Source organism: Acetobacter aceti NBRC 14818 (assembly GCF_000193495.2).
In the GTDB taxonomy this organism is placed as follows: Bacteria; Pseudomonadota; Alphaproteobacteria; order Acetobacterales; family Acetobacteraceae; genus Acetobacter; species Acetobacter aceti.
The window spans coordinates 921,847-946,416 of record NZ_AP023410.1 but is presented as its reverse complement, the minus strand read 5'-3'; the positions used below and the strand labels follow the sequence as shown (position 1 = coordinate 946,416).

Sequence of the window (24,570 nt, the reverse complement as noted above, 5' to 3'; positions counted from 1 at the left end):
CACCAAACAAATCGGACTTCTGGTTTGGTTTCTGTAAAAGATTTCTTATAAAAAGCATGATGTGTCTTTGAGCTATCTGAATTTTTGTGCGGATATCAGTTGAGATAATCCGCCCGGATGGTTCATGACACTTCAGATAGCTTGCTATACTGACAAGAAAACCTAAAGATCCATCCGATACCTTACAAAATCATCCGCTTTGACAAACTCATCATAAAGTTTGCGGGCTGGATTGTTTTCCCTTGTGTGCCAGTAAAGCCGTGACCAGTGCCGCGTCCTGCCCAGATCGACAAGATCCCGGATCAGGGCGCGACCCACGCCGCCGCCACGGGCCTCAGGCGTCACAAACAGATCTTCTAGATAACAGATCGGTTCTGCGACCCATGTGCCTTCATGCAGAACGTTATTGGCAAAGCCGATAACTTCTCCTGCTTTTTCAGCAACGCGGCAGAAAAGAGGATTGGTAGCGTCAAGCAGGCGCTTCCATGTGCGATCAGTCACATCAGGCGCTACTGTCGCTTCGTAAAACCGGTTATAGGCTGCCCATAACCGGAGCCATGCGATTTCATCGGAAGCCTGGACGTCCCTTATGACCAGCGGAATATTCATGTGACAGCCTCCGAATAATAATTGTCTTATGGATAGAGACGCGTCACGTCCCATGCGTCCGCGCCATGACGAACCCAGATGGCGCGGTCATGCAGACGATAAGGGCGATCCTGCCAGAATTCAAAACGATCAGGCGTCAGACGGAAGCCTGACCAGTTGGCGGGCCGGGGTATATCCTGACCGGCATACTTCTCTTCTACATCATGGATGCGCTTTTCGAAGGTAGCGCGATCGGGCAGGGGACGCGACTGGTCGGAAGCAATGGCGCCGATCTGCGACATGCGACGACGCGTTGCAAAATAGGCGTCTGCTTCTTCCGGCGTCACGGGTGCAACAGTGCCTTCGATGCGGATCTGGCGTCGCAGGCTTTTCCAGTGGAACAACAGGGCGGCAACCGGGGTTGCGGTCAGTTCACGTCCCTTGCGGCTTTCCAGATTGGTGTAGAAACAATACCCCTTTTTATCAAATCCCTTGAGGAGAATGATACGTGCGGAAGGTCGTCCTTCCGGTGAGACTGTGGCGAGAGTCATTGCATTCGGGTCATTCGGTTCGGATGCTTCCGCATCCTTTATCCATGCAGAAAAAAGATCGAACGGATCAGCTGAAAGATCGATTAATGGCTGATTTTCAGGGGTTTGTGGTGCTTCATCGCTGGAAGTGCTCATGGATGTTCCCCGTTCTCTGTCACGAGTGGAAAGGATTCTTGTTCTGCTCGGGCTTGTTCCCGCACGTTTGTTGTGCAACGACCCGTGCCATCTTGTCATTACTGTAGTGGTAGAGGTTTTTTTATGACTGAGGACACCCTTGCACCGGCTGGCGGCACCCTGATGCGCGGAAAGAAGGGGCTTGTCATGGGCGTGGCGAATGATCGCTCCATTGCATGGGCCATCGCAAAAGCCGTTGCTGAGCAGGGTGGTGAACTGGCCTTCACCTATCAGGGAGAGGCTCTGGGCAAGCGCGTGCGTCCTCTTGCCGACAGCATTGGTTCAAACCTCGTCCTGCCGTGTGATGTGTCTGACGATGCGGCGATTGATGAAACGTTCACAGTAATCGAGAAGGAATGGGGTGGTCTTGATTTTGTCGTGCACGCTATTGGATGGGCCGACAAACAGTATCTGCGTGGACGTTACGTCGATACACCGCGTGAAGCTTTCTCCACTGCACTTGATATCTCCTGCTATTCCTTCACAGCTGTCGCCCGTCGTGCGGCTGCCCTGATGAAGAATGGTGGTTCGCTGCTGACCCTGTCCTATCTCGGGGCCGAGCGCGTCATGCCGCATTATAACGTCATGGGTGTCGCCAAGGCTGCTCTCGAAGCGTCCGTACGTTACATGGCGATGGATCTGGGGAGCGACGGTATCCGCGTCAATGCAATCTCCGCAGGGCCGATCAAGACGCTGGCAGCAAGTGGCATTGGCGATTTCCGCTATATTCTCAAATGGAACGAGCATAATTCACCCCTTGCGCGGAATGTGGCGCTGGAGGAAGTAGGGGGCGCCGGTCTTTATATGCTGTCCGACCTTTCCCGTGGTGTGACCGGTGAGGTACACCATGTCGATAGCGGCTATCATATTATCGGCATGAAGAACCCGAAGGCTCCGGATATTTCGGTAGCTGGCGAGTAAGAACGGGAGCGGTCAGGGATGTCCTACAACACGTTCGGGCATATGTTCCGTGTCACGACCTGGGGCGAGAGTCACGGGCCGGCGATCGGATGCGTGGTGGATGGCTGTCCGCCGCTGCTGAGTCTGACCGAAGAGGACATCCAGCCGTTTCTCGACAAGCGTCGCCCGGGCCAGTCCTCTTTCACGACTCAACGTCGCGAGCCGGATCAGGTGAAAATCTGCTCGGGTGTGTTTGAGGGCCAGACCACAGGCACGCCGATTTCGCTGGTAATCGAGAATACCGACCAGCGGTCCAAGGATTACGGCGATATCGCCCAGACCTTCCGCCCCGGTCATGCTGATCTGGCCTATCAGACCAAATATGGCATTCGCGATTATCGGGGCGGTGGCCGTTCTTCTGCCCGCGAAACGGCGATGCGTGTCGCGGCAGGTGCGATTGCACGACGTGTGCTCGGGGAAAATATCCGTATTCGTGGCGCTCTGGTGCAGATTGGCAAGCATGCCATCGACCGCAGTCGCTGGGACTGGAGCGAGGTGGAGCGCAATCCCTTCTTCTCACCGGACCCGGAGAGCGTTCCCGTCTGGGAAGAGTATCTGGGCGGTATCCGCAAGGCGGGTTCCTCTGTTGGCGCGGTCGTCGAGGTGGTCGCGGAAGGTGTTCCGGCGGGTCTCGGTGCGCCACTATATGGCAAGTTGGACGCCGATCTTGCCGCCGCTCTAATGAGCATCAACGCCGTCAAGGCAGTTGAAATCGGTGATGGCTTCGAGACCGCTGCTTACGAAGGCCCGGAAAATGCGGACGCCATGCGGATGGAGGACGGAGAAGTCGCTTTCCAGAGCAATCATGCGGGCGGCATTCTCGGCGGCATCTCCACGGGGCAGCCGATCGTCGCACGCTTTGCCGTCAAGCCGACCAGTTCCATGCTGATCCCGGTGCATTCGGTCAATCGCGCAGGCGAGGATGTCAATGTCATCACCAAGGGGCGTCATGACCCTTGTGTCGGCATCCGTGCAGTTCCGGTTGGCGAGGCGATGCTGGCCTGTGTTCTGGCAGATCATCTGCTGCGTCATCGTGGGCAGGTCGGCCGTCTGTGACGCGCCCTTCCTGCGCCTGAACAGAGACTCTCCCTTTTCAAATCGGCCGCAAATCCGTAAGGCGACAGGCGTGTCCCTTATCGCCTTACAGGAGCTGTTCCCATGATCCGAGTCAGCGAGATCCGTCTGCCGCTGGACCATGCTCCGGACGCCCTGCCTGAAGCGCTGGCCCAGCGTCTGGGAGTGAGCGTATCGGATATAGGCGCGTTTTCCGTTGCCCGTCGTGGATATGACGCTCGCAAACGGGGACGTATCTTTCTGGTCTATACGCTGGACTGCACGGTGCCGGATGAAGCGGCGATCCTGAGCCAACACAGTGATGACCCACAGATCAAGGTCACGCCTGAAACGCGCTATGAACCTGTGGATGTGGATGTTCCGGCGTTGCTCGCGCAGCCGGATTTTCAGCGTCCTGTGGTTGTGGGCGCTGGTCCCTGCGGCCTGATGGCGGCGCTCATTCTGGCGCAGATGGGCCTGAAACCGATCATTCTCGAACGCGGCAAACCTGTGCGCGAACGGACAGTCGATACATTCGCGCTTTGGCGCAAATCGGAACTGACACCGGAAAGCAATGTGCAGTTCGGCGAGGGCGGAGCAGGCACCTTTTCGGACGGCAAGCTCTACACCCGGGTGAACGATGCCCGTCATCTGGGTCGCAAGGTGCTCGACGAGTTTGTTCGTGCCGGGGCTCCGGAAGAAATTCTTTATCTCTCCAAGCCGCATATCGGCACGTTCCGACTGGTCTCGATGGTCGAGCATATGCGCAGGGAAATCGAGGCTGCGGGCGGAACCTACCGGTTTTACACGCGGGTTGAGCAGTTGCTTCTGGATGAAAAGAGACAGGTTCGCGGCGTCCGCCTGTCGGACGGTGAGGAGATCCAGACCCGTCACGTTATTATGGCCGTGGGGCATAGCGCACGCGACACGTTCGAGATGCTGGCTGAGGAAGGTGTGGCGATGGAAGCCAAGCCGTTCTCCATCGGTGTGCGGATCGAGCATCCCCAGTCCCTGATCGACGCGGATCAGTTCGGGCCTCAGGCCGGGTCCGAAATACTCGGTGCTGCCGATTACAAGCTGGTGCACCGCACGGAAGAGGGGCGAGGAGTCTATTCCTTCTGCATGTGTCCGGGCGGCACTGTTGTCGCAGCAACGTCCGAGCCGGAGCGTGTCGTCACCAACGGGATGAGCCAGTATTCCCGCGCCGAACGAAACGCCAATGCAGGGATTGTTGTCGAACTGCGCCCCGGTGTGGACTATCCAGACGATCCGCTGGCGGGTGTAGCGTTCCAGCGGCACTGGGAAAGTCAGGCATTTGTTGCCGGTGGCGGTGATTACAAGGCGCCGGGACAGCGGGTGGAGGATTTTCTTGCGGGACGGCCTTCCACGCATCTGGGAACTGTTACGCCGTCCTATCGCCCCGGTGTGACCCCCACGAGTCTTGATTCCTGCCTGCCTGACTTTGTCTGTGCCGCCATTCGCGAGGCTTTGCCGGTCTTCGCCAGCAAGCTGTCGAGTTTTGCTCTGGGGGATGCTGTGATGACAGGTGTGGAGACGCGCACGTCTTCTCCCCTGAAAATTCCACGCAAGGATGATGGTGAAAGTCTCAATACGCCAGGGCTTTATCCTGCAGGAGAGGGCGCGGGTTACGCGGGCGGGATCATGTCGGCGGCGATGGATGGTATCCGCGTGGCGGAGGCGGTGGCGCTCGCGCTGGCCGGACGACAGGCGAACGGCCTGCTGCGCGGAAAATCAGACAGTCTTGTCTGACCCTGAACGCCGGACTTGCGAAATGGCCGGGTTTCGGCTGTTGTGACGAAAAATCAGCCGGACTCATAGCCGGCGGGAAGGGGGCCACCCATGCGTGCTGTTGGCTATCAGAAATCATTGCCGGTGACGGACGAGAACGCTCTCGTTGATGTCGAACTTCCGGACCCCGTTGCCTCGGGGCACGACCTGCTGGTCGAGGTGAAGGCTGTTTCCGTCAATCCGGTCGACGCGAAAGTACGGATGCGGGCGGAACCTCCCCCTGGCGAGTGGAAGGTTCTGGGCTGGGATGCTGCCGGTATCGTCAGGGCTGTCGGGCCGGATGTGAAGCGTTTCCGGCCCGGTGATGAGGTCTGGTATGCCGGTGCGGTCACGCGACAAGGCTGCAACAGCGAACTGCATCTGGTGGATGAGCGCATTGTCGGCAAGAAGCCTCGCACCCTGAGTTGGGCGGAAGCGGCGGCCATGCCTCTGACGGCTGTGACGGCGTGGGAAATGCTGTTCGATCGTCTCGATATCACACGCCCGATTCCCGGTGTGCCGCAGGCTATTCTCATCATCGGAGCCGGTGGCGGCGTGGGTTCGATGGCGGTCCAGCTGGCCCGTCGTCCGGGAAACGTGACGGTGATCGGCACGGCTTCACGGCCCGAGACAGCGGAATGGGCGAAAGCGTTGGGGGCCGACTTTGTGCTCGATCATAGCAAGCCTCTCGCTCCCCAGATCGAGGCGGCAAGGCTGAGCGCTCCGGGTTATGTCTTTTCGATCACCCAGACGGACAAGCATTTTGCGGATGTTGTGAAACTGATCGCGCCTCAGGGACGGTTCGGGCTTATCGACGATCCGCCGTCTCTCGATATCATGCCGTTCAAGGCCAAGAGTGTTTCGGCCCATTGGGAGCTTATGTTTACCCGTTCGACCTTTCAGACGGCAGACATGATCCGTCAGGCGGAAATTCTGGAAGAAGTTTCCAGCCTTGTTGATGCTGGCGTGCTCAGGACGACCCTGACCGACGTGGCTGGACCGATCAATGCGGCCAACCTTCGTCGTGCGCATGCTCTTCTGGAGAGTGGGACTGCAAAGGGCAAGATCGTTCTCGAAGGCTTCGGGGCATAATGGCGTCGGCCTGATTTATGGAGTGGTCTGTCTGCGCAATAATCTTTGCAAAAACGCTGTTTTGCTATAGGAGCGGCGTTATTCAACCCTGCAATATGGTTAAGAGACTGTTCAATGATGGAAACAGAGACAATATCGGTTGAGCAGTCACCCTGTATTGCTGTGCTGGTGCCGTGTTACAATGAAGAAGTAACGATCGGTACTGTTGTGCGCGACTTTCGGCAATCCCTGCCGTTTGCAACGATTTATGTCTACGACAATAATTCGACAGATCGGACACAGGAAATCGCACGGGCTGAAGGCGCTGTTGTTCGTCGTGAACTGATGCAGGGTAAGGGAAACGTTATCCGTCGCATGTTCGCAGATATTGACGCTGATTATTACGTTCTGGTTGATGGTGATGCGACATATGAGGCGGATGCGGCTCCACGTATGTTAAGTGAGGCCATTGATAACAATCTTGATATGGTGACCGGGCAGAGAGTCACGGATCGCAAGGCGGCGTACCGTCCGGGCCATGTTCTGGGGAACAAGGTTCTCACCTCGCTGGTTCACCACTTTTTCGGACGGGCCACGGATGACATGCTGTCCGGCTACCGTGTGTTTTCCCGGCGTTTTGTAAAATCATTTCCGGCTGCGTCAGCAGGCTTTGAAACAGAAACGGAGTTTACGGTACATGCTCTTCAACTGAGTATGCCGATTGGTGAAATCCCCACCCGGTATATTGAGCGTCCCGAAGGCTCCACCTCCAAACTGAATACCTGGAAAGATGGTGTGCGGATTCTGTCGACCATTATTCAACTGGTCAAACAGGAACGACCCCTCCTGTTCTTTACCCTGATTGCCGCATTTCTGTCATTGGCAGGCGTGCTCTGTGGAGTTCCGGTTATAGCTGACTACATGCGCACCGGTCTGGTTCCCAGACTGCCGACGGCTGTTCTGGCTACCGGGTGCGAAATTGTGGCGGCATTGTCTCTGGTGTGTGGTTTGATTCTGGACAGTGTGGCAGTCGGACGCCTGGAGGTGAAGCGTCTGGCTTATCTGAGAAGCTGATCTGGCCCTTTACTGCTTGTCCCGGACAGTTGCTCTTTGGAGTAATAATGGCTGTCAAGCAGTAAAAATCTCTGCTCCGGACAATAAATCAATCGACCGTCATGCTTTTCTGGCCTGCGGCAGGATTTTGGAATGTTAATGCGCGATATAATTTCAGACAGGCCATTTTCTCTGGCAAGAGTCTATCTCTTCTTTGCGTCCATTATGGTCGTGATTTGCGCCCTGATTACACCTCCCGGGCAGACACCGGACGAACTGACGCATTTTGCCCGAAGCGTACAGCTGTCCGAAGGCGTAATTATTGGCCAGCGTCTGTCTCCCAGAGACAGTGGCGGCATGCTGCCAACAAATTTTCTCCCTGGATATACCGGGTTCGACAATCTTCCTTTTCAGCCAGCGCATCGAACTTCAGTTGCTGCAATGGATGCAGCCAGAAATGTTCACTGGAATAAAGAGCTGGGTTTTGTCGATTTTCCCAATACCGTCATGTATGCGCCTTTTACCTACATGCCCGGTGCTGTGACAGCGTGGGTGGGGCGACACACCCGGATGACCATCATCCAGACAAGCTATGCAATCAGACTTGTGAACGGTTTTCTGTCCGTCTTCATTTGCACGGCTGCTATTGCACTGGCGCGTCGGGGGGCTCTCTTTCTGGCTGTCATAGCAAGTATGCCCATGACAATGGCCCTTGCGGGGTCCTGTTCGCAGGACGGGATACTGATCAGTCTTGCCATTCTGGCGGCCAGCATTCTTTCCCGTTTTAATCGTTTCTCCGAGATCAGCCTGCGCAACTGGATTTTACTGAGTATATTCTTCGCCGTACTGGCTGTCAGCAAGCCGCCTCTGCTGATGTGCTCGATTATTCCAACAGCTTTTATGTTTGAGAAGAAAAAGCTTCTTGCCCTGCTGCCGTTTGTAATGAGTGTTCTTTTTGTCGTGAGCTGGAGCTGGATCGGGATCAAGCCGGTCAAGATACAGTTTCTTGCCGAACTTGGCGTGTCCGATAAGGAACAGGTCCACTGGCTCCTGACTCATATCACGTCAATACCGAGGCTGGCGGTTGATACACTTATGCAGAATGGTTACGGCTACGCTGCACAGTGGGTCGGTGTTCTCGGCTGGCTTGATACGCCACTGCCCGCTTCCTTTTATATTCTTTCAGGTATAACCGTAGCCATTGCAGCAGCAGTCTCCATCTCTTCTGTGCGCAACAAAGAGGTCATTCTGCCAACCAGACTGGCATCGGCGTTGACTGTCCTGTCTACCCTCGCAGCTGCTGGTGTTGTCTTTCTTTCGCTTTATATCATCTGGTCAAAAGTCGGAGCCCCGATTGTTGACGGTGTGCAGGGACGGTATTTTTTACCGATCATGCCGTTTCTGATCCTCCTGTTTCCTCAATTGAAACAGGAAGGACGTATCAGTCCGTCTCTTGCGCTGCATCAGATTGCAGTAGTTGCAATAACGGCTTTCTGGGTCGTAGATGCGCTGACTATTGTTAACGCTTTGTCTGCCCGGTACTGGTGATCGCTTTGCCGGTAATATTCCAGTATTAAAGGCATAAATTTAATGGATCTCAGTGTTGTATTTCAACCCTGAGATCCATCAAAATAATCCCGGAATCTCAGGGTTTTATTTCACGTTACTGGGCGAGTGGATAATCCGTATAGCCTTCTGCGCCCTGCGAGTACCAGGTGCGGATATCGTCCTTGTTCAGGGGCAGATTGTCTTCCAGACGATGCACGAGGTCCGGATTGGCGAGGAAAGGCCGACCAAACGCAATGGCGTCCGCGACACCGGTTGCGACTGTCTCGATCGCTTCTTCCCGTGTGTAGTCCTGATTCAGAACCAGTGGCTTCCTGAAAACCTTGCGGATCGGGCCGTGCAGCTTGGGCTGATCGGTCTTGCCGAACGTGCCATTTGGTCCGGGCTCGCGCAGTTCTAGGAAGGCGATATCGAGGTCGTTCAGCAGCTTTGCGGCTGGCACAAAAACCTGCTCGGGATGGCTGTCGATGCAGCCCTGCGTATCGCCATTGGGGGACAGCCGTACTGACGTTTTGTCCGCGCCGATCGTCGCGATCACGCGCTCCGTGACTTCACGCAGGAAGCGGATGCGGTTTTCCGGCGAACCGCCATATTCATCGGAACGATGATTGGTGCCGTCACGTAGGAATTCGTCGATCAGATAACCGTTGGCGGCATGAATCTGCACACCGTCAAAGCCTGCCTGAAGGGCATTGCGGGCGGCATTTTCGTAGTCGTTCAGGATACGGGCAATATCCTCTTTGGTGAGAGGACGGGCGACTTCGGGAGCCTGCTTGCCGTCATACGTATGGAGGGCTTCAGGCGCTTTTGTCGCCGAGCAGGACACAGGCTGCTGGCCCGTCACGCTGGAATGCACCATCCGCCCCATATGCCAGAGCTGGGCCACGATCTTTCCGCCCTTGGCGTGAACTGCGGCAGTGATGGGCTTCCAGGCTTCCACCTGTTCCTGCGACCACAGGCCCGGCGCATACGGCCAGCCAAGACCTTCGCGGCTGATACCGGTTGCTTCCGAGATGATCAGACCGGCTCCGGCCCGTTGGGCGTAATATTCGGCCATGATGGGGGTGGGCACATGCTCACGGGTGCCACGGGCGCGTGTCAGTGGCGCCATGAGAATTCTGTTTTTGGCGTAAATGCTTCCCAGTTCAATCGGCTCAAACAGGCTGGGCATGACAGATCCTTTCTCAATAGACGCAGTCGTTATGAGTTGGGATGATCGTCCGTGGATTACAACAGGAGGCCTGTCTTTAAACACGGTGGTCGGGAGACGAACACATAAAGAGAAAGCTGGAACAAGGGGTTATGAAGGAAAGGAGAGTTCTGTTTCCTCTCAATGAGAGGCAGATCCGTTTGGGGCAGGCTTTCCGCTGCCCGTTTTTGGCCGGACGGGAATCTTCGCGGCAAAAATCCGTCCCTGCCTGTAAAAGATCCAAACATGATGGGCTGCGAACCAGTCGGAGCCGAGCAGCATATCGACAGACTGTTCGGACACGGGAGAGACGGTCAGCACAGGATTGTGCTCGGTTTCCTGTCCAATGGTCAGACTGTGAAACTTGTGCCAGCGATAGACCGACTCTTTCCCGTCCACACCCGCCGTCGTGCCGCCCGGATCAGTGGCAAGCTGTTCTTCTGTCAGCCCCATCGCCTCGGCTGTACGGCGTGAGAGGATACGGGATCGTGCCCCGCTGTCCAGCAGAGCTGTCAGTTCATGCCCATCCAGTTGGACGTGAAGGACGATCCGATGACCACGTTTCTCGGCTTCAAGGCTTTGCCACTCAACACCGGGAAGGAAAGGCGGTTCTACAGAACAGGCATCGGTCTTGCGGCCCGGTGCGTTCCACATGGCGACACGACCATGTGGGGCATCGATCTCCAGCACATCCTGCGCCAGCACGTCGCCGCCAAGCAGACCTTCGACAGGAGGTGTGATATTCGGGCGGCTGGGCAGAAACCCGAGCGGCATGGAAACCGGACCAAACCCGGTGCTGCCAACCTGCAGGCTGGGAATGATGACGTTCGGCACCACGCCACCGGAGCCGCCTGTGCCACTGACATGAGTCAGCGCGTTCGGATCTTCCGGCAGTTTCATGAACCGCGCGAACCACGGTGAAATCAGGCTGCCTTCTGACCCCGTATCGACAATGAAGCTGACAGTCCGCCCGGCAACCGTCACGGGCGCGGATAGAAAGCCAAGATCATTCCGCAGGGGCGCTTCCATGATCGGTGTCAGCGGGCAGGGGGCAGCGAACGCCGCTGACACCGCAAACGCCTGTAAAGCAAGGCCTGTCAGGAGGGAGCGGAGGCGCATCATGCTCAGCCCAGATGCTCCGCGAAACGATCCGTGGCGTCGAGAAGCGCCGACAGAATGCCCGGTTCGGACAGAGCGTGCCCGGCATCGTCGATCAGTTTGAAATCGGCCTCCGGCCACGCCTTGTGCAGGTCCCATGCCGTTCGCACCGGCGTGGCGATATCGTAGCGCCCCTGCACGATGACCGTCGGGATATGGCGAATACGATCCACATCGCGGATCAGCTGACCTTCCGCCAGCCAACCTGCGTTCACAAAATAATGGTTCTCAATGCGCGAAAAGGCGAGGGCGTAGGTTGGGTCTTCGTGCTGTTTTACCATATTTGGATCGGGCAGCAGGGTGAGAGTGGAGCCCTCCCAGACCGACCATGCGATGGCCGCCTTTTCGCGCTCGACCGGATCGTTACCGGTCAGACGGCGGTTATAGGCCATCATAAGGTCGCCGCGTTCTTCTTCGGGGATGGGGGCGAGAAACGCATCCCACTTGTCCGGGTAAAGCCATGCGCCGCCGCCTTGATAATACCAGAGCAGTTCCTCACGCCGCAGCGTGAAGATGCCGCGCAGCGCCAGCGCTTTCACCCGCTCTGGATGCGTTTCCGCATAGGCGAGCGCCAGTGTTGAACCCCATGAACCGCCGAAGACGACCCATTGTTCGACACCGATCATCTCCCGCAGTCGCTCAATGTCGGCGACCAGATGCCACGTCGTGTTGTTCTCAAGAGAGGCGTGTGGCGTTGAACGACCGCAACCACGCTGGTCGAACAGAAGAATGTCATAACGGGCCGGATCGAACATGCGGCGCTGCATCGGCGAGCAGCCGCCACCGGGGCCGCCATGCAGGAACACGACGGGCAGGCCGCCGGGCGTGCCACACCGTTCCCAGTAGACCAGATGCCCTTCACCCGTATCGAGATGACCGTGCGCGTAAGGTTCGATGGGTGGATAGAGTGTGCGGGTGGCGGTCATCATTGGTCTCCGGCGTTTTTCGAGGCGCGGGGGTGAGCTTTCTGCCAGACATCCAGCAGACGGGCTTCATCGGCAAGGGTATAGCGTTGAGTCGTGGACAGGCTGGCGTGACCGAGCAGTTCCTGAATCACGCGCAGATCGGCGCCACCTTCCATCATATGGGTGGCGAAGGAATGGCGTAGCGCGTGAGGCGTGGCGTGTTCGGGCAGGCCTTCGCTTTTCCGCCATTGCCGCATGGCTTTCTGCGCGACGGTGGCGTTCAGGCGGCCTCCACGCACGCCGGGAAACAGAGGTTCGTTCCGGGATGGCGAGGGATGAAAGCCGCGCCAGCGTTTCAGGGCCTCGGACACGCGTGGGAGCAGCGGCACAAGACGCTCCTTGTTGCCCTTGCCCCGGATGCGGAACACGCCGGTCGAAAGCGCCTCGTCGAAGTCTCCGACATTCAGCCCGAGCCCTTCGGAAATGCGCAGTCCACCGCCGTACAGGAGAAGAAACAGTGCTTTGTCCCGTTCCTGCGCCATACTGTTCACTTCCAGCATGCCGATTCCCTCACCCGCTTCGAGCGCCTCGGTGACGGGCAGGGGGCGCGGCAACGGCTTTTTGGTGCGCGGTGTAGCCAGCAGGCTCGGTGCAGGGTTTTCCACGCCTTTATGTCGGGCGAGGAAGCGGAAGAAGGAGCGGAGCGCCGAGACCCGACGGGAACGGGTGCGGGCCGATTTGTCGCGGGTCGTCGGCCGCTGGCCGAGGCGGGGTGTCAGCGCCTGAGTCTGCTCGTGCGCCAGCCACGCGCGGAGGTCGGAAAGGCTGGCTGTGCCAAGAGTGGCGAGCGTGGGTTCCTCGCCATGATGGTTGGTCAGAAAGCCGAGAAAACGGGACAGATCGCCCTGATAGGCGTCGATGGTATGCTGTGATGCGCCCCGCTCGGCGGTCATCCAGGCCAGAAACTGTTGCAGGGCGTCGTGAGCCTTCAAAGCACATTTCTCCGAAGGAGGGCGAGACAGGACGCCGTGAAGAAGGTAGAGAGAGCCATCATGGTGCAGAGCAGCCTACTGGAACCTTTGCCTTCGCGAAAGCGCGTGTCTGTCCTGCTGCCACTGCCGTTTCCCTGTGCGCTGGATTATGCCGTTCCGCAGTCGTTGGCTGATTCGCTTGCCCCCGGCGATGTGGTGGTCGTGCCGCTGGGTGGTCGGCGGGAAACAGGCGTGGTCTGGGAACAGACGGTGCTTCCTGTTGATCTTGCACCGCCTCCGCCGCCTGAAATTGCCGCCTCCCGTTTGCGTCCGATCAAGGAGCGGCTCGATCTGCCGCCGCTCTCGGCTGAATTGCGACAATTCATCGACTGGGTTGCGGCCTATACGCTTGCGCCGCCGGGCATGGTGCTGGCGATGGCGCTGCGTTCCCATCTGCGTGGCGAGCAGACAGCGGCCGCCGTGGGGTGGGTGCGTATTGGGGAGCCGCCAGAGTCCTTAAGGATGACGCCCGCCCGCCGTGCTGTACTGGACGCCCTGCCGCAGGGTGCGGCCCCGGTGACAATGGCGGAACTGACAGAGAAGGCAGGTGTCGGCGTGTCGGTCGTGCGCGGTCTGGCGGATGCTGGCGTTCTGAAAAGCATGCTAATGGGGCCGGTCTCTCCCTTTGCGGAACCGGATCCCTTTCATAATCCGCCGGTTCTGGAGGGCGATCAGGCGACCGCCGCCACCGAGTTGCGGGCGCGTGTCGATGAGCGTGCGTTTTCCGCGACCTTGCTGGAAGGCGTGACCGGTTCCGGCAAGACTGAAATCTATCTGGAAGCGGTAGCTGAATGTCTGGCGCAGGGGCGACAGGCGCTGGTTCTGCTGCCCGAGATTGCTCTGTCTGCTCAGTGGATGGACCGTTTCGCCCGACGTTTTGGTGTGCGCCCGGCGGTCTGGCATTCCGAGATTGGGCAGAAGGCGCGCCGTCTGACATGGGCAGCCTGCGAGGACGGCTCGGCCAAGGTCATTGTCGGTGCGCGATCGGCGCTGTTCATGTCGTTTCGCGATCTGGGCCTTGTGATTGTTGACGAAGAGCACGAGGCTGTTTTCAAGCAGGAAGAAGGCGTTACTTACAACGCCCGTGACATGGCGGTCGTGCGGGCACGGCTGGCCAAGGCTCCCATCGTGCTGGCTTCCGCGACGCCGAGCCTTGAGACGCTGAACAATGTCGAGACCGGGCGTTACCGGCATCTGGTGCTGACGGCACGGCATGGCGGCGCAGCCATGCCTGAGACGCATCTGATCGACATGCGGGAAAACCCGCCACCACGCGGACTGTTTCTTTCACCTGTGCTTGTGGAAGCGGTGAAAACCCGGCTCGGGCGTGGCGAACAGGCCATGTTGTTCCTCAATCGTCGCGGTTATGCGCCGCTGACGTTGTGCCGGACCTGCGGGCATCGGATGGAATGTCCTCACTGCACATCATGGCTTGTTGAACACAGGAAAAAGCATGTTCTGGCCTGCCATTACTGTGAGCATACTGAGCCTGTTCCTCATGCCTGCCCGACATGCGGAGCTGAGGACAGTCTGACAGCCATCGGTCCGGGGATCGAGCGCATAACGGAAGAAGCCCGCAGCGAATTTCCTGATGCGCGGATCATGGTGATGGCCAGCGACACGATCAGCGGTCCGGCGGCAACGGCGGAGGCTGTCGGCAAGATTTCACGGAGGGAAGTGGATCTCATCATTGGCACGCAGATTGTCGCCAAGGGCTGGCATTTTCCGCACCTGACGCTTGTGGGTGTGGTGGATGCTGATCTTGGGTTGGGAGGGGCTGACCTGCGGGCAGGGGAGCGCACGATGCAGCTTCTGCATCAGGTCGCCGGCCGTGCGGGACGTGCGGAAGCGCCCGGCGAGGTGCTGCTTCAGAGCTTTACACCGGAACATCCCGTCATGCAGGCACTGGTTTCGGGCGATTTCGCGGCTTTCATGGCGGAGGAAGCCGATCAGCGGAAGCCGGGTTTCTGGCCGCCTTTTGGACGCTTGGCGGCGTTGATTGTCAGTTCGGAAAATGCTGATGCTGCGGATAATGCGGCTCGACAGCTTGGTGTTTCCGCGCCGCATGGCAACGGGATCGAAGTGCTTGGCCCGGTTCCCGCGCCGATTGCCGTATTGCGTGGTCGACATCGACGACGGCTGTTGCTGCGGACGCATCGGAATATCGCCGTGCAGCCGATCCTGCGGCGTTGGCTGGGGCAGGTGACGTTTACGAGTACTGTGCGCGTGGATGTGGATGTAGACCCGATTTCGTTTATGTGAGCGTTATTCTATATCCCCCAACAGTCGTGAAGCCGCCGCCGCTGCGGCCGCACGCCCGCTGAAACCGGCCTTGTTATAAAGCTGCTCGGTGTGCTTATCGATTGTGCGCGGACTGATGCTGAGGATTTCAGCAATATCGCGACTGCTTTTTCCCCGGCTGATCCACAGAAGAACTTCTGCTTCCCGTGCGCTAAGACCGAATTTTTCCTGTAGAATCTGTTCGGGACGATCCAGTTGAAACGCGATGGAGAACAGCCATTCCTGAGGGCCGTCCCGTCCGATAAAAGTGACGCGCAGAACACCATTCTGATGAGGGGTAGTGAAAATGACCTGTCCCGGTTCCGATTTTTTCATGACGAATTTGGAAAAATGCTCGGGCGAAGGGAGTTGCGCCAGAAACTCGGCGGCTTTTGGAGTGGACCACAGCAGTTCACCGTTGTCATCAAGGGCGAAGAAGCGTCTGCCGACGCTGTCCAAGGCTGCATGAGCCGTTCGGATACGACGTGCGGCGATCAGGTGAATTTCGATACGGGCCAGAACTTCGGCGAAGTGGAATGGTTTGGTCACATAGTCTGTGGCCCCAGCTTCGAACGCCCGCAGGACATGCTCGATTTCCGTCAGACCGGTCATGAAGATGACGGGTAGAGCGTTGAGCGTGGCATCCGCCTTCATGCTGCGGCAGATATCCCAGCCGCTCAGTCCCGGCATGATCGCATCGACCAGCACGAGATCAGGCAGGGTCCGGTTCATGACTTCAAAGGCGCTGTCACCAGATTGCGCCAGCAGAACCGAGTAACCGGCATTTGTCAGTGCCTCGTCCATCATGCCAAGGGCGGCTGGATCATCATCAATTACAAGCAGGGTGGAACGGGAGGGTGTCTCACGTGTCATGCGGGCAGTTCCTCCAGCAAACGTCTGACTGTTTCGAGTTGATAGGTGCGGGCTGCTTGCTTAATGGGGTCAAGAGTCATGACAAGATGAGGATAACTGTTACAGAGAAGATCAAGTTTTTGTCGTAAAAGACGGACGTTTCCGGAGTTGATCAGTTCGAGAAGGTCTGTTTTCTCATTTTCTGTCAAAGAGATATTCGATGAAAGGTCGAGTTTGATGTTGTCCGGTGTTCGTGTCGTCTCCTGCTCTGAAGCTAGTGTCTGGAGCGCTTCATCGTCAGATGAAAACACCCATTGCAGATCCAGAAGTCGCCCGATTTCATCGAGAAGGACCTGAAAATCGACGGGTTTTGGCAGCACTGTACAGTCATCCAGTGAAGGAACACGACGCGCTGCCAGTTCAGTCACGTTGCCGGTGAGAAAGAGCAGGGGGAGATGGCCTGCACTGGTTTCCCGAATGCGCAGCGCCAGTTCCCGTCCATCCATGCCCGGCATGGAGAGATCGAGAATGATCAGGTCAGGAAGTTCTGTTTTCAGAAATTCAAGACATTCAACACCGCCAGAGACATCGTGGATATTGAAATGTCTGGACCCCAGAAATTCATGCATCATACGTCGATGAGCGGCATTGTCGTCGACCACCAGTATGGTTTTTCTGGCGCCGTCATAGCCCGAGGGAAGTCCCTGAAGGACGGGGGTTGCATTTTCGGCACGGTCGGACAGGAGCAGGCGCACCCGGAAGCGTGTTCCATGTCCGACCTCACTCGCCAGAGTGAGTTCTCCTCCCAGAATATGAGTGAGGAGGCGCGTGATTGTCAGCCCCAGACCTGTGCCGGGGACAGCGTCTCCGGCCGCTCTTTCGAATGGTTCGAAAATCCGTTCCTGATCGGCAAGAGCAATGCCCGGTCCGGTATCTTCGATGATGAATTCGGCAATCTGGCCGCGCCAGTTCGCCGTGAACGTCACTGAGCCGGATGGAGTAAATTTCACGGCATTGGACAACAGGTTAAGTAGGATCTGACGGAGGCGGTGCTCATCTCCCATCACGACGGGCGGCAGGTATCCAGGATGATAATGGAAATCCAGTCGTTTGGCTCGTGCCTGCGGGCGGACCATCTGCACAACGGTGTTGAGGAACTGACCGAGAGCGATCCTGTCGCTGTAGAGCTCGATCCGACCGGCCTCGATTTTGGAAATATCGAGAAGTCCGGTCAGAAGTCCGGTCATATGCTCACCACTTTCCCGAATGGTGCGCAGAACATCCTGCCGATCTGCGGGAATACGATGATCGTTCTGGAGAATCTGGGTGTAACCCATGATGGTGTTCAGGGGCGCTCTGATTTCGTGACTGATGCCGCTCAGATAACGGGTTTTTGCCAGACTGGCGGCCTCAGCCTTTTCCCGTGCCCGTTTCAGGGCGGCGTCTGTCCGCTGGTGGGCACGGATTTCGTTCATCAGAAGGAGGGTTTGTCGGCGTGTTTCTTCTCCCGCAGCTTGTCGTCCATCCTGCCCAAGCACGACAAGCCAGGATGTCAGAACGACAAGAAGAAACAGCACCAGGTAGGCATGATGATGGGCCAGCGCGCTATCGCCGATCAGCAGCATCGCCGCGGTGCCAAGACCGGAAAAAAGGAGAAAACGGCCCTTTGTCGATAAAAGAAAGCTTTTGAGTTTTTGCGGGAGGAGATCGAAAGGCAGACTGAACTGTTGCCTTAGATGCGTGATAGCAGGTTTGCAGCGATCATTGCAGCGGGCGTCCAGCGAGCAGCAGAGTGAGCAGATGGTTCCGCCATAGGCAGGACAACTGGCCATGTCGGTAGCTTCAAAGGTGTGTTCGCAGATCACGCATTTCATGGAACCGCGTGTGTTCCAGTCTGCGGGTGCCCGTCGTGCGAGATAGGTTCGCCCGCCTGTCAGCGCCGCCAGAAGGGGCGTCACCAGAAACGAGAGTCCCAGCGCGATGAACGGCGAAAACGCCGAGGCATAGGGGCCGAAATAGCCGTCAGTGCAGAGAATGCCCGTCACAGCGCCTGTGAACGCCGCACCCAGCCCTACGGGATTGATGTCCGGCAGGAGCGCGCGTTTGAATTCGACAAAGGGTGGACTGAGCTTGAGAGGTTTGCACAGCACGATATCCGCGAGGATGGGGCCGACCCATGCGGCGGCAAGATCAGCATACAGGACGATGCCCGTCTCAATGGTGCTGACCAGACCGGCGAGCATAAGAAGAAGGGCAAGCGCTACCGTGAACAGGACATAGAACACCCGTCCCGGATGGGAGTGCGTCAATCGGGAAAAGAAATTCGACCAGGCGAGGGAGCCTGCATAGGCGTTGGTGATGTTGATCTTGAACTGGGCGACGATGACCAGAGCCGCAGTGGCAAGTGTCGCGAACGCAGGCGACAGGAATGTGCCGTAGGCCAGCCTGTACATCTGCTGGGGCTGCACGGCACGGTCTGGTGAAAAGCCGGCATTCAGGACCGCCCACGCCAGAAACGATCCAGCGAAAAGCTTGGCCGCATCAAACACAATCCAGCCCGGTCCTCCGGCAATCAGCGCGCACCACCATCTCACCCGGTTGGTGCGTGTCAGGGAAGGCATGAACCTCAGAAAATCCACCTGTTCCGCGCTCTGACAGATCAGCACGAACATGATGGACGCTGCACTACCAATGGCGAAGATGTTTACGGGCTGGGTTGAGGCCAGTCCCTTGAACTGCACCCAGTCGCCGATCCAGTTTGGGTGAGCGTAGAGAATGGCGATCAGGGGAATGAGGTTGAGCGCGAACCAGATGGGGAGAGAAAAGATCTGGAATCGTGCGATAAACCGGAACCCGCCAGTGACCAGTGGAATGACAAGCAGGGCTGCCAGACAGCACGCAATGGTGTGGGAAATCCCAGGAATTTGCTCCAGCAACGCGGCCAGAATGGCGGCCTCGATCCCGAAAAAGATAAAGGTGAAGCTGGCATAGATCAGCGAGGTCAGGGTTGAGCCAATATAGCCGAACCCCGTGCCGCGTGTGAGCAGGTCGATGTCGAGACCGCTGCGGGCAGCCGTGGCGCAGATGGGCAGGCTCACCAGAAAGATCACAACACTGACGAAAGCGATGGCAAGGGCCGTGTTGGTGAAACCGAAAGCCATTGTCAGCGTGCCGCCGATCGCCTCAAGCGCGAGAAAGGAAATGGAGCCTAGAGCCGTCAGTGCCGCTCGCAAAGGCGTTGCGGCCCGGGCTGAGCGGGCCGTAAAGCGCAGGGCGTAATCCTCGAGCGACTGGTCGGCCGCCCAGCGATTGTAGTCGCGGCGCATACGCACGATGCGCAATGGCCTCATGGCAACACGCCTGGGCACCCGGACAACCGCTCCTGCATCTGTGTTTTCCTTTGCATCCCTCATGCCAGATGCGACATCGTAATGAACTACGCAAGTTTGCGTATGGGAAAATCTGCCCCGGTGGGGATGCTCATGTCAGTATCAGAAGGACAGAGGCCATGACGATGTCGCCGCGTTTCTCCCGCCGTGATTTTACGAAATTCAGTCTCGCCGCATCCGCAGCGATGCTTGCCGGTGTGAAAGGGGCTGCCGCAGCAGCGCCCAAAGGCGAGCCGATCCGCATCGGTGTGCTGCATTCCCTGTCGGGCACCATGGCCATCAGCGAAACCACGCTGAAAGACGTCATCCTGATGCTGGTCGAATTGCAGAATCGTAAAGGCGGCGTGCTGGGGCGTCCTCTGGAAGCTGTCGTGGTCGATCCCGCTTCCAACTGGCCGCTGTTCGCCGAGAAGGCCCGTCAGCTTCTCGCCGTAGACAAGGTGGCGTCCGTGTTCGGTTGCTGGACCAGCGTGTCCCGCAAGTCCGTATTGCCGGTGTTCGAGGAACTCAACGGCATCCTGTTCTATCCCGTGCAGTATGAGGGACAGGAGTGCAGCCGCAACGTCTTCTACACGGGCGCGGCCCCTAACCAGCAGGCCATCCCGGCGGTCGATTATCTGCTCAGCGCCGACGGCGGCGGAGCGAAGCGTTTTGCACTGATCGGCACGGATTATGTCTATCCGCGCACGACGAACCAGATCCTTCAGAACTACCTGAAATCCAAAGGCATCGCAGACGCCGACATCATGGTGAACTACACGCCGTTCGGTCAGTCCGACTGGCAGACCATCGTGTCGCAGCTCAAGGCCTTTGGTTCAGCAGGCAAGAAAACGGCTGTTGTGTCCACCATCAATGGTGACGCCAATGTCCCGTTCTACAAGGAACTGGGCGCGCAGGGCATCTCCGCCACAGATATTCCCGTCATGGCCTTCAGTGTCGGTGAGGAAGAGCTCGCCGGTATGGACACCAAGCCGCTCGTTGGTCAGCTCGCCGCCTGGAACTACTTCGAGAGCATCGACAGCCCTGCCAACAAGTCCTTCATCAAGGAGTGGCATACCTACACGAAGAATCCGAAGCGTACGACCAACGATCCGATGGAAGCGTCCTATATCGGCTTCAATCTGTGGGTTCAGGCGGTCGAGAAGGTTGGTTCCACAGACCATGACAAGGTCATCGAAGCGATGGTCGGTCTCAAACAGCCCAATCTGACGGGCGGCACGGCGCAGGTTCTTCCGAACCATCACATCACCAAGCCAGTCTATATCGGCGAGATTCAGGATGACGGGCAGTTCAACGTCGTCTGGCAGACACCCAAGGAAGTGCCGGGCATGGCCTGGTCGCCTTATGTGGCCGAGACGAAGAACCTGATCGGCGACTGGACCAAGCCCATCAATTGCGGAAATTACGATACGGTCAAAAAGGCCTGTCTCGGAGCAAAGCATGGCTGACGTTGCGATGTCGGGTCCGGCAGCCCTTTCAGGCCGGAAAATGCGGAACGGTGTGCGGGGTATCTTCGCCGTCGTCCTGCTGAGTCTGCTTTTCATTCAGCCCCAGCATGCACGGGCGGATGAAGATGCGTTCGCCGGACTTGCGACAACGCAGTTCAATACCATCGCTTCATCAGTCGATCAGATTGCGCAGCAGGGAGGGCCTCGGGCTCTCCCTGTTCTGCGCGCTCTGGCCGACAGGAAACTTTTTGCCGCTCGCGAGGGCGACGGTCTGTTCATCCGCACTGACAGTGGGTGGGAGGATGCCCGGTCCGGTGCGACCGTCACGCCTGATGAGGAAAACCTGCGCCCTGTCCGGGTCAATAACCGTGTCAGGCTTGCTGTTGTAGCAGCCGAGGCTGAGCTGGAACTGGTCTCCGGCACGCCTGCGGAGCGGCAGGCTTCCGCAAACGTATTCTATCAGCGCCACGATCCGGCCATGCTGCCCGCCATCGACAAGGCGTTGTCAAAAACCGATGACGCCGCCCTGAAAGACACGTTGCTCAACGCCCGTGCGGCGGCGCTGCTCAGCCCCGGTGCTCCGGCGTCCGATGCGCAGGCTCAGCAGCAGGCTGTGGCAAAACTCAAGGCCGCTGGAGGACTGGATGCACGCGGCGTGCTGGCTCAGGCATCCACTTCGGAGACTCTGGACCCGACGACACGTAAGGCTGCTGAAGCGGCTGTCTCTTCCATCGATTTCAAGCTGAAACTCTGGGGTTTCGGACAGGATGCGTTTTACGGGCTGAGTCTTGGTTCCGTGCTACTGCTGGCCGCCATGGGGCTGGCCATCACCTTCGGCGTCATGGGCGTGATCAACATGGCCCACGGCGAACTGATGATGATCGGTGCTTACACGACGTGGCTGACCCAGAAAGCCGTGTTTTCCGTTGCGCCTGCTCTGGGGTCGTTCAGTCTGATCCTTGCTATTCCTGCTGCCTTTCTGGTGTGTGGAGCACTGGGGATCGTCATTGAACGCGGACTGATCCGGTTCCTGTATGGTCGTCCGCTTGAAACGCTTCTGGCGACGTGGGGGCTATCTCTCATTCTCCAGCAGGTCATCCGCTCCCTGTTTGGCCCGACGAATGTGGCGGTCATCACGCCACCGTGGCTGTCCGGCTCCTTTCATCTCGGCGGCATCGAGGTCACGATTGATCGTTTGGCCATCATGATCTTTGCAGGCGTGGTCATGGCGGGACTGATGCTGGTGCTGCGTCGCACGCCTCTTGGTCTGGAAATGCGGGCCGTGACCCAGAACCGGCGCATGGCGGCGCTGATGGGCATCCGCACGGCGCGGGTCGATGCGCTGACCTTCGGCCTTGGCTCCGGTATCGCCGGACTGGCGGGGGTCGCGGTCAGTCAGATCGACAATGTCAGCCCCAATCTGGGGCAGAGCTATATTATCGACAGCTTTCTCGTCGTCGTGTTCGGCGGTGTGGGCAATCTGTGGGGCACGCTGGCTGCGGCGGCTACGCTCGGTGTCGGCGGCAAGGCGCTTGAGCCGCTGGTCGGGGCCGTGTCGGGCAAGATCCTGCTGCTCGTTCTTGTCATTCTCTACATTCAGCGTCATCCGCGCGGCATGTTCCCGCTGCGGGGCCGGGGAGTGGAATCGTGAACGCATCCCTCTCATTTCGTGGCGCGTCCGTCACGGCGGTCATCGTTGTCCTGCTGACGGGCGTGCTGGCAGTGGGCAGTCTGCTGCCCGCGTCCAGCCCGGTGCAGGTGTCACCGTTCATCATGACGCTCGCCGGCAAGTATCTGGCCTATGCCATGCTGGCGCTCGCTGTTGATCTGGTCTGGGGTTTTGCCGGAATCCTCACGCTTGGGCATGCAGCCTTCTTCGCGCTCGGCGGTTATGCGATGGGCATGTATCTCGTGCGGGAAATCGGTGCGCGCGGTGTTTACGGCAATGCCGATCTGCCGGATTTCATGGTCTTCCTGTCATGGAAAAGCCTTCCCTGGTACTGGTGGGGTTCTGACCATTTTCCTGTGGCGCTGCTGCTGATGCTGGTCGTGCCTGCCGGTTTGGCGGGACTGTTCGGCTGGCTGGCGTTCCGCTCCCGCGTCTCGGGCGTGTATCTGTCGATCATCACGCAGGCGCTGACCTACGCACTGATGCTGGCTTTCTTCCAGAATGGCTTCGGGTTTGGCGGCAACAACGGTCTGACCGATTTCAAGGACATTCTCGGTTTTGACCTGCACAGCCCTTACACCCGCGCCGGGATGCTGTTTATCAGCGGCCTCATTCTTGCAGGGGCGTTGCTGGCGGCGCGGTATGTGGTTGGAGGCCGGTTCGGAAGTCTGCTGATTGCCGTGCGTGATGCGGAAAGTCGCACGCGGTTCCTTGGCTATCGTCCCGAGCAGGTCAAGCTGCTGGTCTGGGTGTTCTCCGCTGTAATCGCGGCGATCGGTGGCGCGCTCTATGTCATTCAGGTCGGCATCATCAATCCCGGCGAGTTTGCGCCCGCCAACTCCATCGAAGCGGTGATCTGGGTGGCGGTTGGTGGACGTGGCACGCTGTCCGGCGCTGTCATAGGCGCGATCCTCGTCAATCTTGGCAAGACACTGTTCACCGCCTGGCTGCCGGAAATGTGGCTCTATGGTCTTGGCGCATTGTTCATGGCGACAACGCTGTTTCTCCCGCAGGGACTGATGGGACTGATGCGTCACCTGCCAGAAAAACGGCCTTCCGAAGTAACGCCTGAAGTGACCAATCCGGAAGGAGGCGAGGCATGAGCGCTGGAACCCTGCTTGAGTTGAGCCATGTCTCCGTCACGTTCGACGGTTTCCGGGCGATCAATGACCTCTCGCTGTCGCTGGCTCCCGGTGAAATGCGGGCCATTATCGGACCGAACGGTGCTGGCAAGACCACGATGATGGACATCATCACCGGCAAGACGCGCCCTGATACAGGCGTGGTCAAATTCCGCGAGCATGATCTGACGAAGCTGGATGAACCGGCCATCGCCCGCATGGGGATTGGTCGCAAGTTCCAGAAACCTACGGTGTTCGAGGAACTGACCGTTCGCGATAATCTTCTGCTGTCGCTGAAAGGATTGCGTTCTCCTTTCGCTTTGCTTTTCGCAAAAGAAACGGCGGAAGAAAAAGTCCGGATCGATGGCCTGCTGTGCACAATCCGTCTGGGCCGTGAGGCATCCCGGCAGGCTGGTGGATTGAGTCATGGTCAGAAACAATGGCTGGAAATCGGAATGCTGCTCGGTCAGGAGCCGGACCTGCTGCTGGTCGATGAACCTGTGGCGGGTATGACGGACGCGGAGACCATGGAGACGGCTGATCTTCTCCGTGAGATCAACCAGACACGCAGTGTAGTTGTTGTGGAGCATGACATGGAGTTCGTGCGGGCGCTGGATGTGAAAGTCACCGTGCTGCACGAAGGTTCGGTTCTCGCGGAGGGCGGGCTGGATCAGGTGAGCAACGATCCGCGTGTGATCGAAGTGTATCTCGGACGCTGAGGAAA

At 58.2% G+C, this 24,570-nt stretch carries 19 protein-coding genes; 11 read left to right on the top strand and 8 right to left on the bottom strand.

The annotated features are described in order from the left end of the window. Positions 1-162 precede the first annotated feature (162 nt). Together EMQ_RS04305 and pdxH are read right to left on the bottom strand one after the other, a co-directional pair. On the bottom strand, positions 163-609 hold the full coding sequence (locus tag EMQ_RS04305; RefSeq protein ID WP_010667542.1) for a GNAT family N-acetyltransferase: 447 nt from the start codon (positions 607-609) through the stop codon (positions 163-165). Between the two features lie 26 nt (positions 610-635). Further along, entirely contained in the window at positions 636-1,274 is a 639-nt protein-coding gene (gene pdxH / locus EMQ_RS04300; RefSeq protein WP_010667543.1) for a pyridoxamine 5'-phosphate oxidase, read from the bottom strand. Between the two features lie 123 nt (positions 1,275-1,397). Between pdxH and fabI the strand changes: the two genes are divergently transcribed. The 6 genes from fabI (at position 1,398) to EMQ_RS04270 (ending at position 8,786) form a co-directional block, all read left to right on the top strand. After that, the gene (gene fabI / locus EMQ_RS04295; protein WP_010667544.1) at positions 1,398-2,234 is read left to right on the top strand and encodes an enoyl-ACP reductase FabI; all 837 of its coding nucleotides are present in this window, start codon (positions 1,398-1,400) and stop codon (positions 2,232-2,234) included. Between the two features lie 18 nt (positions 2,235-2,252). After that, entirely contained in the window at positions 2,253-3,329 is a 1,077-nt protein-coding gene (gene aroC, locus EMQ_RS04290) for a chorismate synthase (protein ID WP_018308406.1), read from the top strand. 102 nt (positions 3,330-3,431) lie between these two features. Further along, positions 3,432-5,096 (top strand): NAD(P)/FAD-dependent oxidoreductase, encoded by a 1,665-nt coding sequence (locus EMQ_RS04285; RefSeq protein WP_010668765.1) that lies wholly within the window; start codon positions 3,432-3,434, stop codon positions 5,094-5,096. Between the two features lie 90 nt (positions 5,097-5,186). Beyond that, positions 5,187-6,206 (top strand): zinc-binding alcohol dehydrogenase family protein, encoded by a 1,020-nt coding sequence (locus EMQ_RS04280; RefSeq protein WP_010668766.1) that lies wholly within the window; start codon positions 5,187-5,189, stop codon positions 6,204-6,206. Positions 6,207-6,320: 114 nt separating this feature from the next. Further along, entirely contained in the window at positions 6,321-7,259 is a 939-nt protein-coding gene (locus EMQ_RS04275; protein ID WP_010668767.1) for a glycosyltransferase family 2 protein, read from the top strand. Positions 7,260-7,397: 138 nt separating this feature from the next. Next, complete coding sequence (locus tag EMQ_RS04270; RefSeq protein WP_010668106.1) at positions 7,398-8,786, top strand: DUF2142 domain-containing protein; 1,389 nt, start codon at positions 7,398-7,400, stop codon at positions 8,784-8,786. A 115-nt stretch (positions 8,787-8,901) separates the two neighbouring features. Here the strand turns inward: EMQ_RS04270 and EMQ_RS04265 are convergent, their stop codons facing one another. The 4 genes from EMQ_RS04265 to EMQ_RS04250 all read right to left on the bottom strand — a co-directional run bounded on the left by EMQ_RS04265 (position 8,902) and on the right by EMQ_RS04250 (position 13,048). After that, entirely contained in the window at positions 8,902-9,975 is a 1,074-nt protein-coding gene (locus tag EMQ_RS04265; protein ID WP_010668105.1) for an alkene reductase, read from the bottom strand. Positions 9,976-10,134: 159 nt separating this feature from the next. Next, positions 10,135-11,115 carry a retropepsin-like aspartic protease gene (locus tag EMQ_RS04260; RefSeq protein ID WP_010668104.1) on the bottom strand — a complete coding sequence of 327 codons (981 nt, stop codon included), beginning with the start codon at positions 11,113-11,115 and terminating at the stop codon, positions 10,135-10,137. 2 nt (positions 11,116-11,117) lie between these two features. Further along, the gene (gene pip / locus EMQ_RS04255; protein WP_010668103.1) at positions 11,118-12,077 is read right to left on the bottom strand and encodes a prolyl aminopeptidase; all 960 of its coding nucleotides are present in this window, start codon (positions 12,075-12,077) and stop codon (positions 11,118-11,120) included. Continuing rightward, complete coding sequence (locus EMQ_RS04250; RefSeq protein WP_010668102.1) at positions 12,077-13,048, bottom strand: tyrosine recombinase XerC; 972 nt, start codon at positions 13,046-13,048, stop codon at positions 12,077-12,079. Before EMQ_RS04250 ends, pip begins: the two co-directional genes overlap by 1 nt. 60 nt (positions 13,049-13,108) lie before the next feature. Here EMQ_RS04250 and EMQ_RS04245 point away from each other — a divergent pair, with 60 nt between their 5' ends. Then, positions 13,109-15,349, top strand: coding sequence for a primosomal protein N' (locus EMQ_RS04245; protein WP_018308407.1), 2,241 nt, complete (start codon positions 13,109-13,111; stop codon positions 15,347-15,349). A 3-nt stretch (positions 15,350-15,352) separates the two neighbouring features. Here EMQ_RS04245 and EMQ_RS04240 read toward each other — a convergent pair whose 3' ends face one another. Together EMQ_RS04240 and EMQ_RS04235 are read right to left on the bottom strand one after the other, a co-directional pair. Next, the gene (locus EMQ_RS04240) at positions 15,353-16,240 is read right to left on the bottom strand and encodes a response regulator transcription factor (protein ID WP_010668207.1); all 888 of its coding nucleotides are present in this window, start codon (positions 16,238-16,240) and stop codon (positions 15,353-15,355) included. Next, positions 16,237-19,587, bottom strand: a complete 3,351-nt coding sequence (locus EMQ_RS04235) for an ATP-binding protein (RefSeq protein ID WP_231367999.1) — start codon at positions 19,585-19,587, stop codon at positions 16,237-16,239. The genes EMQ_RS04240 and EMQ_RS04235 overlap by 4 nt, the downstream gene beginning before the upstream one ends. A gap of 140 nt (positions 19,588-19,727) precedes the next feature. On the opposite strand from EMQ_RS04235, the gene urtA reads away from it, so the two are divergent. From urtA to urtD, 4 genes are read left to right on the top strand one after another with little or no spacing between them, the layout of a single operon-like run. Further along, a complete protein-coding gene (urtA, locus tag EMQ_RS04230) occupies positions 19,728-21,056 on the top strand; it encodes an urea ABC transporter substrate-binding protein (RefSeq protein ID WP_010668209.1) in 1,329 nt (442 codons plus the stop codon). Beyond that, the gene (gene urtB / locus EMQ_RS04225; RefSeq protein ID WP_010668210.1) at positions 21,049-22,707 is read left to right on the top strand and encodes an urea ABC transporter permease subunit UrtB; all 1,659 of its coding nucleotides are present in this window, start codon (positions 21,049-21,051) and stop codon (positions 22,705-22,707) included. Before urtA ends, urtB begins: the two co-directional genes overlap by 8 nt. Beyond that, the gene (gene urtC, locus EMQ_RS04220) at positions 22,704-23,828 is read left to right on the top strand and encodes an urea ABC transporter permease subunit UrtC (RefSeq protein WP_010668211.1); all 1,125 of its coding nucleotides are present in this window, start codon (positions 22,704-22,706) and stop codon (positions 23,826-23,828) included. The genes urtB and urtC overlap by 4 nt, the downstream gene beginning before the upstream one ends. Further along, positions 23,825-24,565: an urea ABC transporter ATP-binding protein UrtD gene (gene urtD, locus EMQ_RS04215; RefSeq protein WP_010668212.1), complete on the top strand. Its 741-nt coding sequence runs from the start codon at positions 23,825-23,827 to the stop codon at positions 24,563-24,565. The genes urtC and urtD overlap by 4 nt, the downstream gene beginning before the upstream one ends. Positions 24,566-24,570 lie beyond the last annotated feature (5 nt).

What these genes read in the sequence shown, in the direction of transcription:
- EMQ_RS04240 (WP_010668207.1), bottom strand. Translation starts at nt 16,240, where the DNA reads ATGACACGTGAGACACCCTCCCGTTCCACCCTGCTTGTAATTGATGAT.
- urtA (WP_010668209.1), top strand. Translation starts at nt 19,728, where the DNA reads ATGACGATGTCGCCGCGTTTCTCCCGCCGTGATTTTACGAAATTCAGT.
- EMQ_RS04285 (WP_010668765.1), top strand. Translation starts at nt 3,432, where the DNA reads ATGATCCGAGTCAGCGAGATCCGTCTGCCGCTGGACCATGCTCCGGAC.
- EMQ_RS04275 (WP_010668767.1), top strand. Translation starts at nt 6,321, where the DNA reads ATGATGGAAACAGAGACAATATCGGTTGAGCAGTCACCCTGTATTGCT.
- EMQ_RS04245 (WP_018308407.1), top strand. Translation starts at nt 13,109, where the DNA reads ATGGTGCAGAGCAGCCTACTGGAACCTTTGCCTTCGCGAAAGCGCGTG.
- pdxH (WP_010667543.1), bottom strand. Translation starts at nt 1,274, where the DNA reads ATGAGCACTTCCAGCGATGAAGCACCACAAACCCCTGAAAATCAGCCA.
- EMQ_RS04265 (WP_010668105.1), bottom strand. Translation starts at nt 9,975, where the DNA reads ATGCCCAGCCTGTTTGAGCCGATTGAACTGGGAAGCATTTACGCCAAA.
- aroC (WP_018308406.1), top strand. Translation starts at nt 2,253, where the DNA reads ATGTCCTACAACACGTTCGGGCATATGTTCCGTGTCACGACCTGGGGC.
- EMQ_RS04305 (WP_010667542.1), bottom strand. Translation starts at nt 609, where the DNA reads ATGAATATTCCGCTGGTCATAAGGGACGTCCAGGCTTCCGATGAAATC.
- EMQ_RS04260 (WP_010668104.1), bottom strand. Translation starts at nt 11,115, where the DNA reads ATGATGCGCCTCCGCTCCCTCCTGACAGGCCTTGCTTTACAGGCGTTT.
- fabI (WP_010667544.1), top strand. Translation starts at nt 1,398, where the DNA reads ATGACTGAGGACACCCTTGCACCGGCTGGCGGCACCCTGATGCGCGGA.
- EMQ_RS04270 (WP_010668106.1), top strand. Translation starts at nt 7,398, where the DNA reads ATGCGCGATATAATTTCAGACAGGCCATTTTCTCTGGCAAGAGTCTAT.
- pip (WP_010668103.1), bottom strand. Translation starts at nt 12,077, where the DNA reads ATGACCGCCACCCGCACACTCTATCCACCCATCGAACCTTACGCGCAC.
- urtB (WP_010668210.1), top strand. Translation starts at nt 21,049, where the DNA reads ATGGCTGACGTTGCGATGTCGGGTCCGGCAGCCCTTTCAGGCCGGAAA.
- EMQ_RS04280 (WP_010668766.1), top strand. Translation starts at nt 5,187, where the DNA reads ATGCGTGCTGTTGGCTATCAGAAATCATTGCCGGTGACGGACGAGAAC.
- urtD (WP_010668212.1), top strand. Translation starts at nt 23,825, where the DNA reads ATGAGCGCTGGAACCCTGCTTGAGTTGAGCCATGTCTCCGTCACGTTC.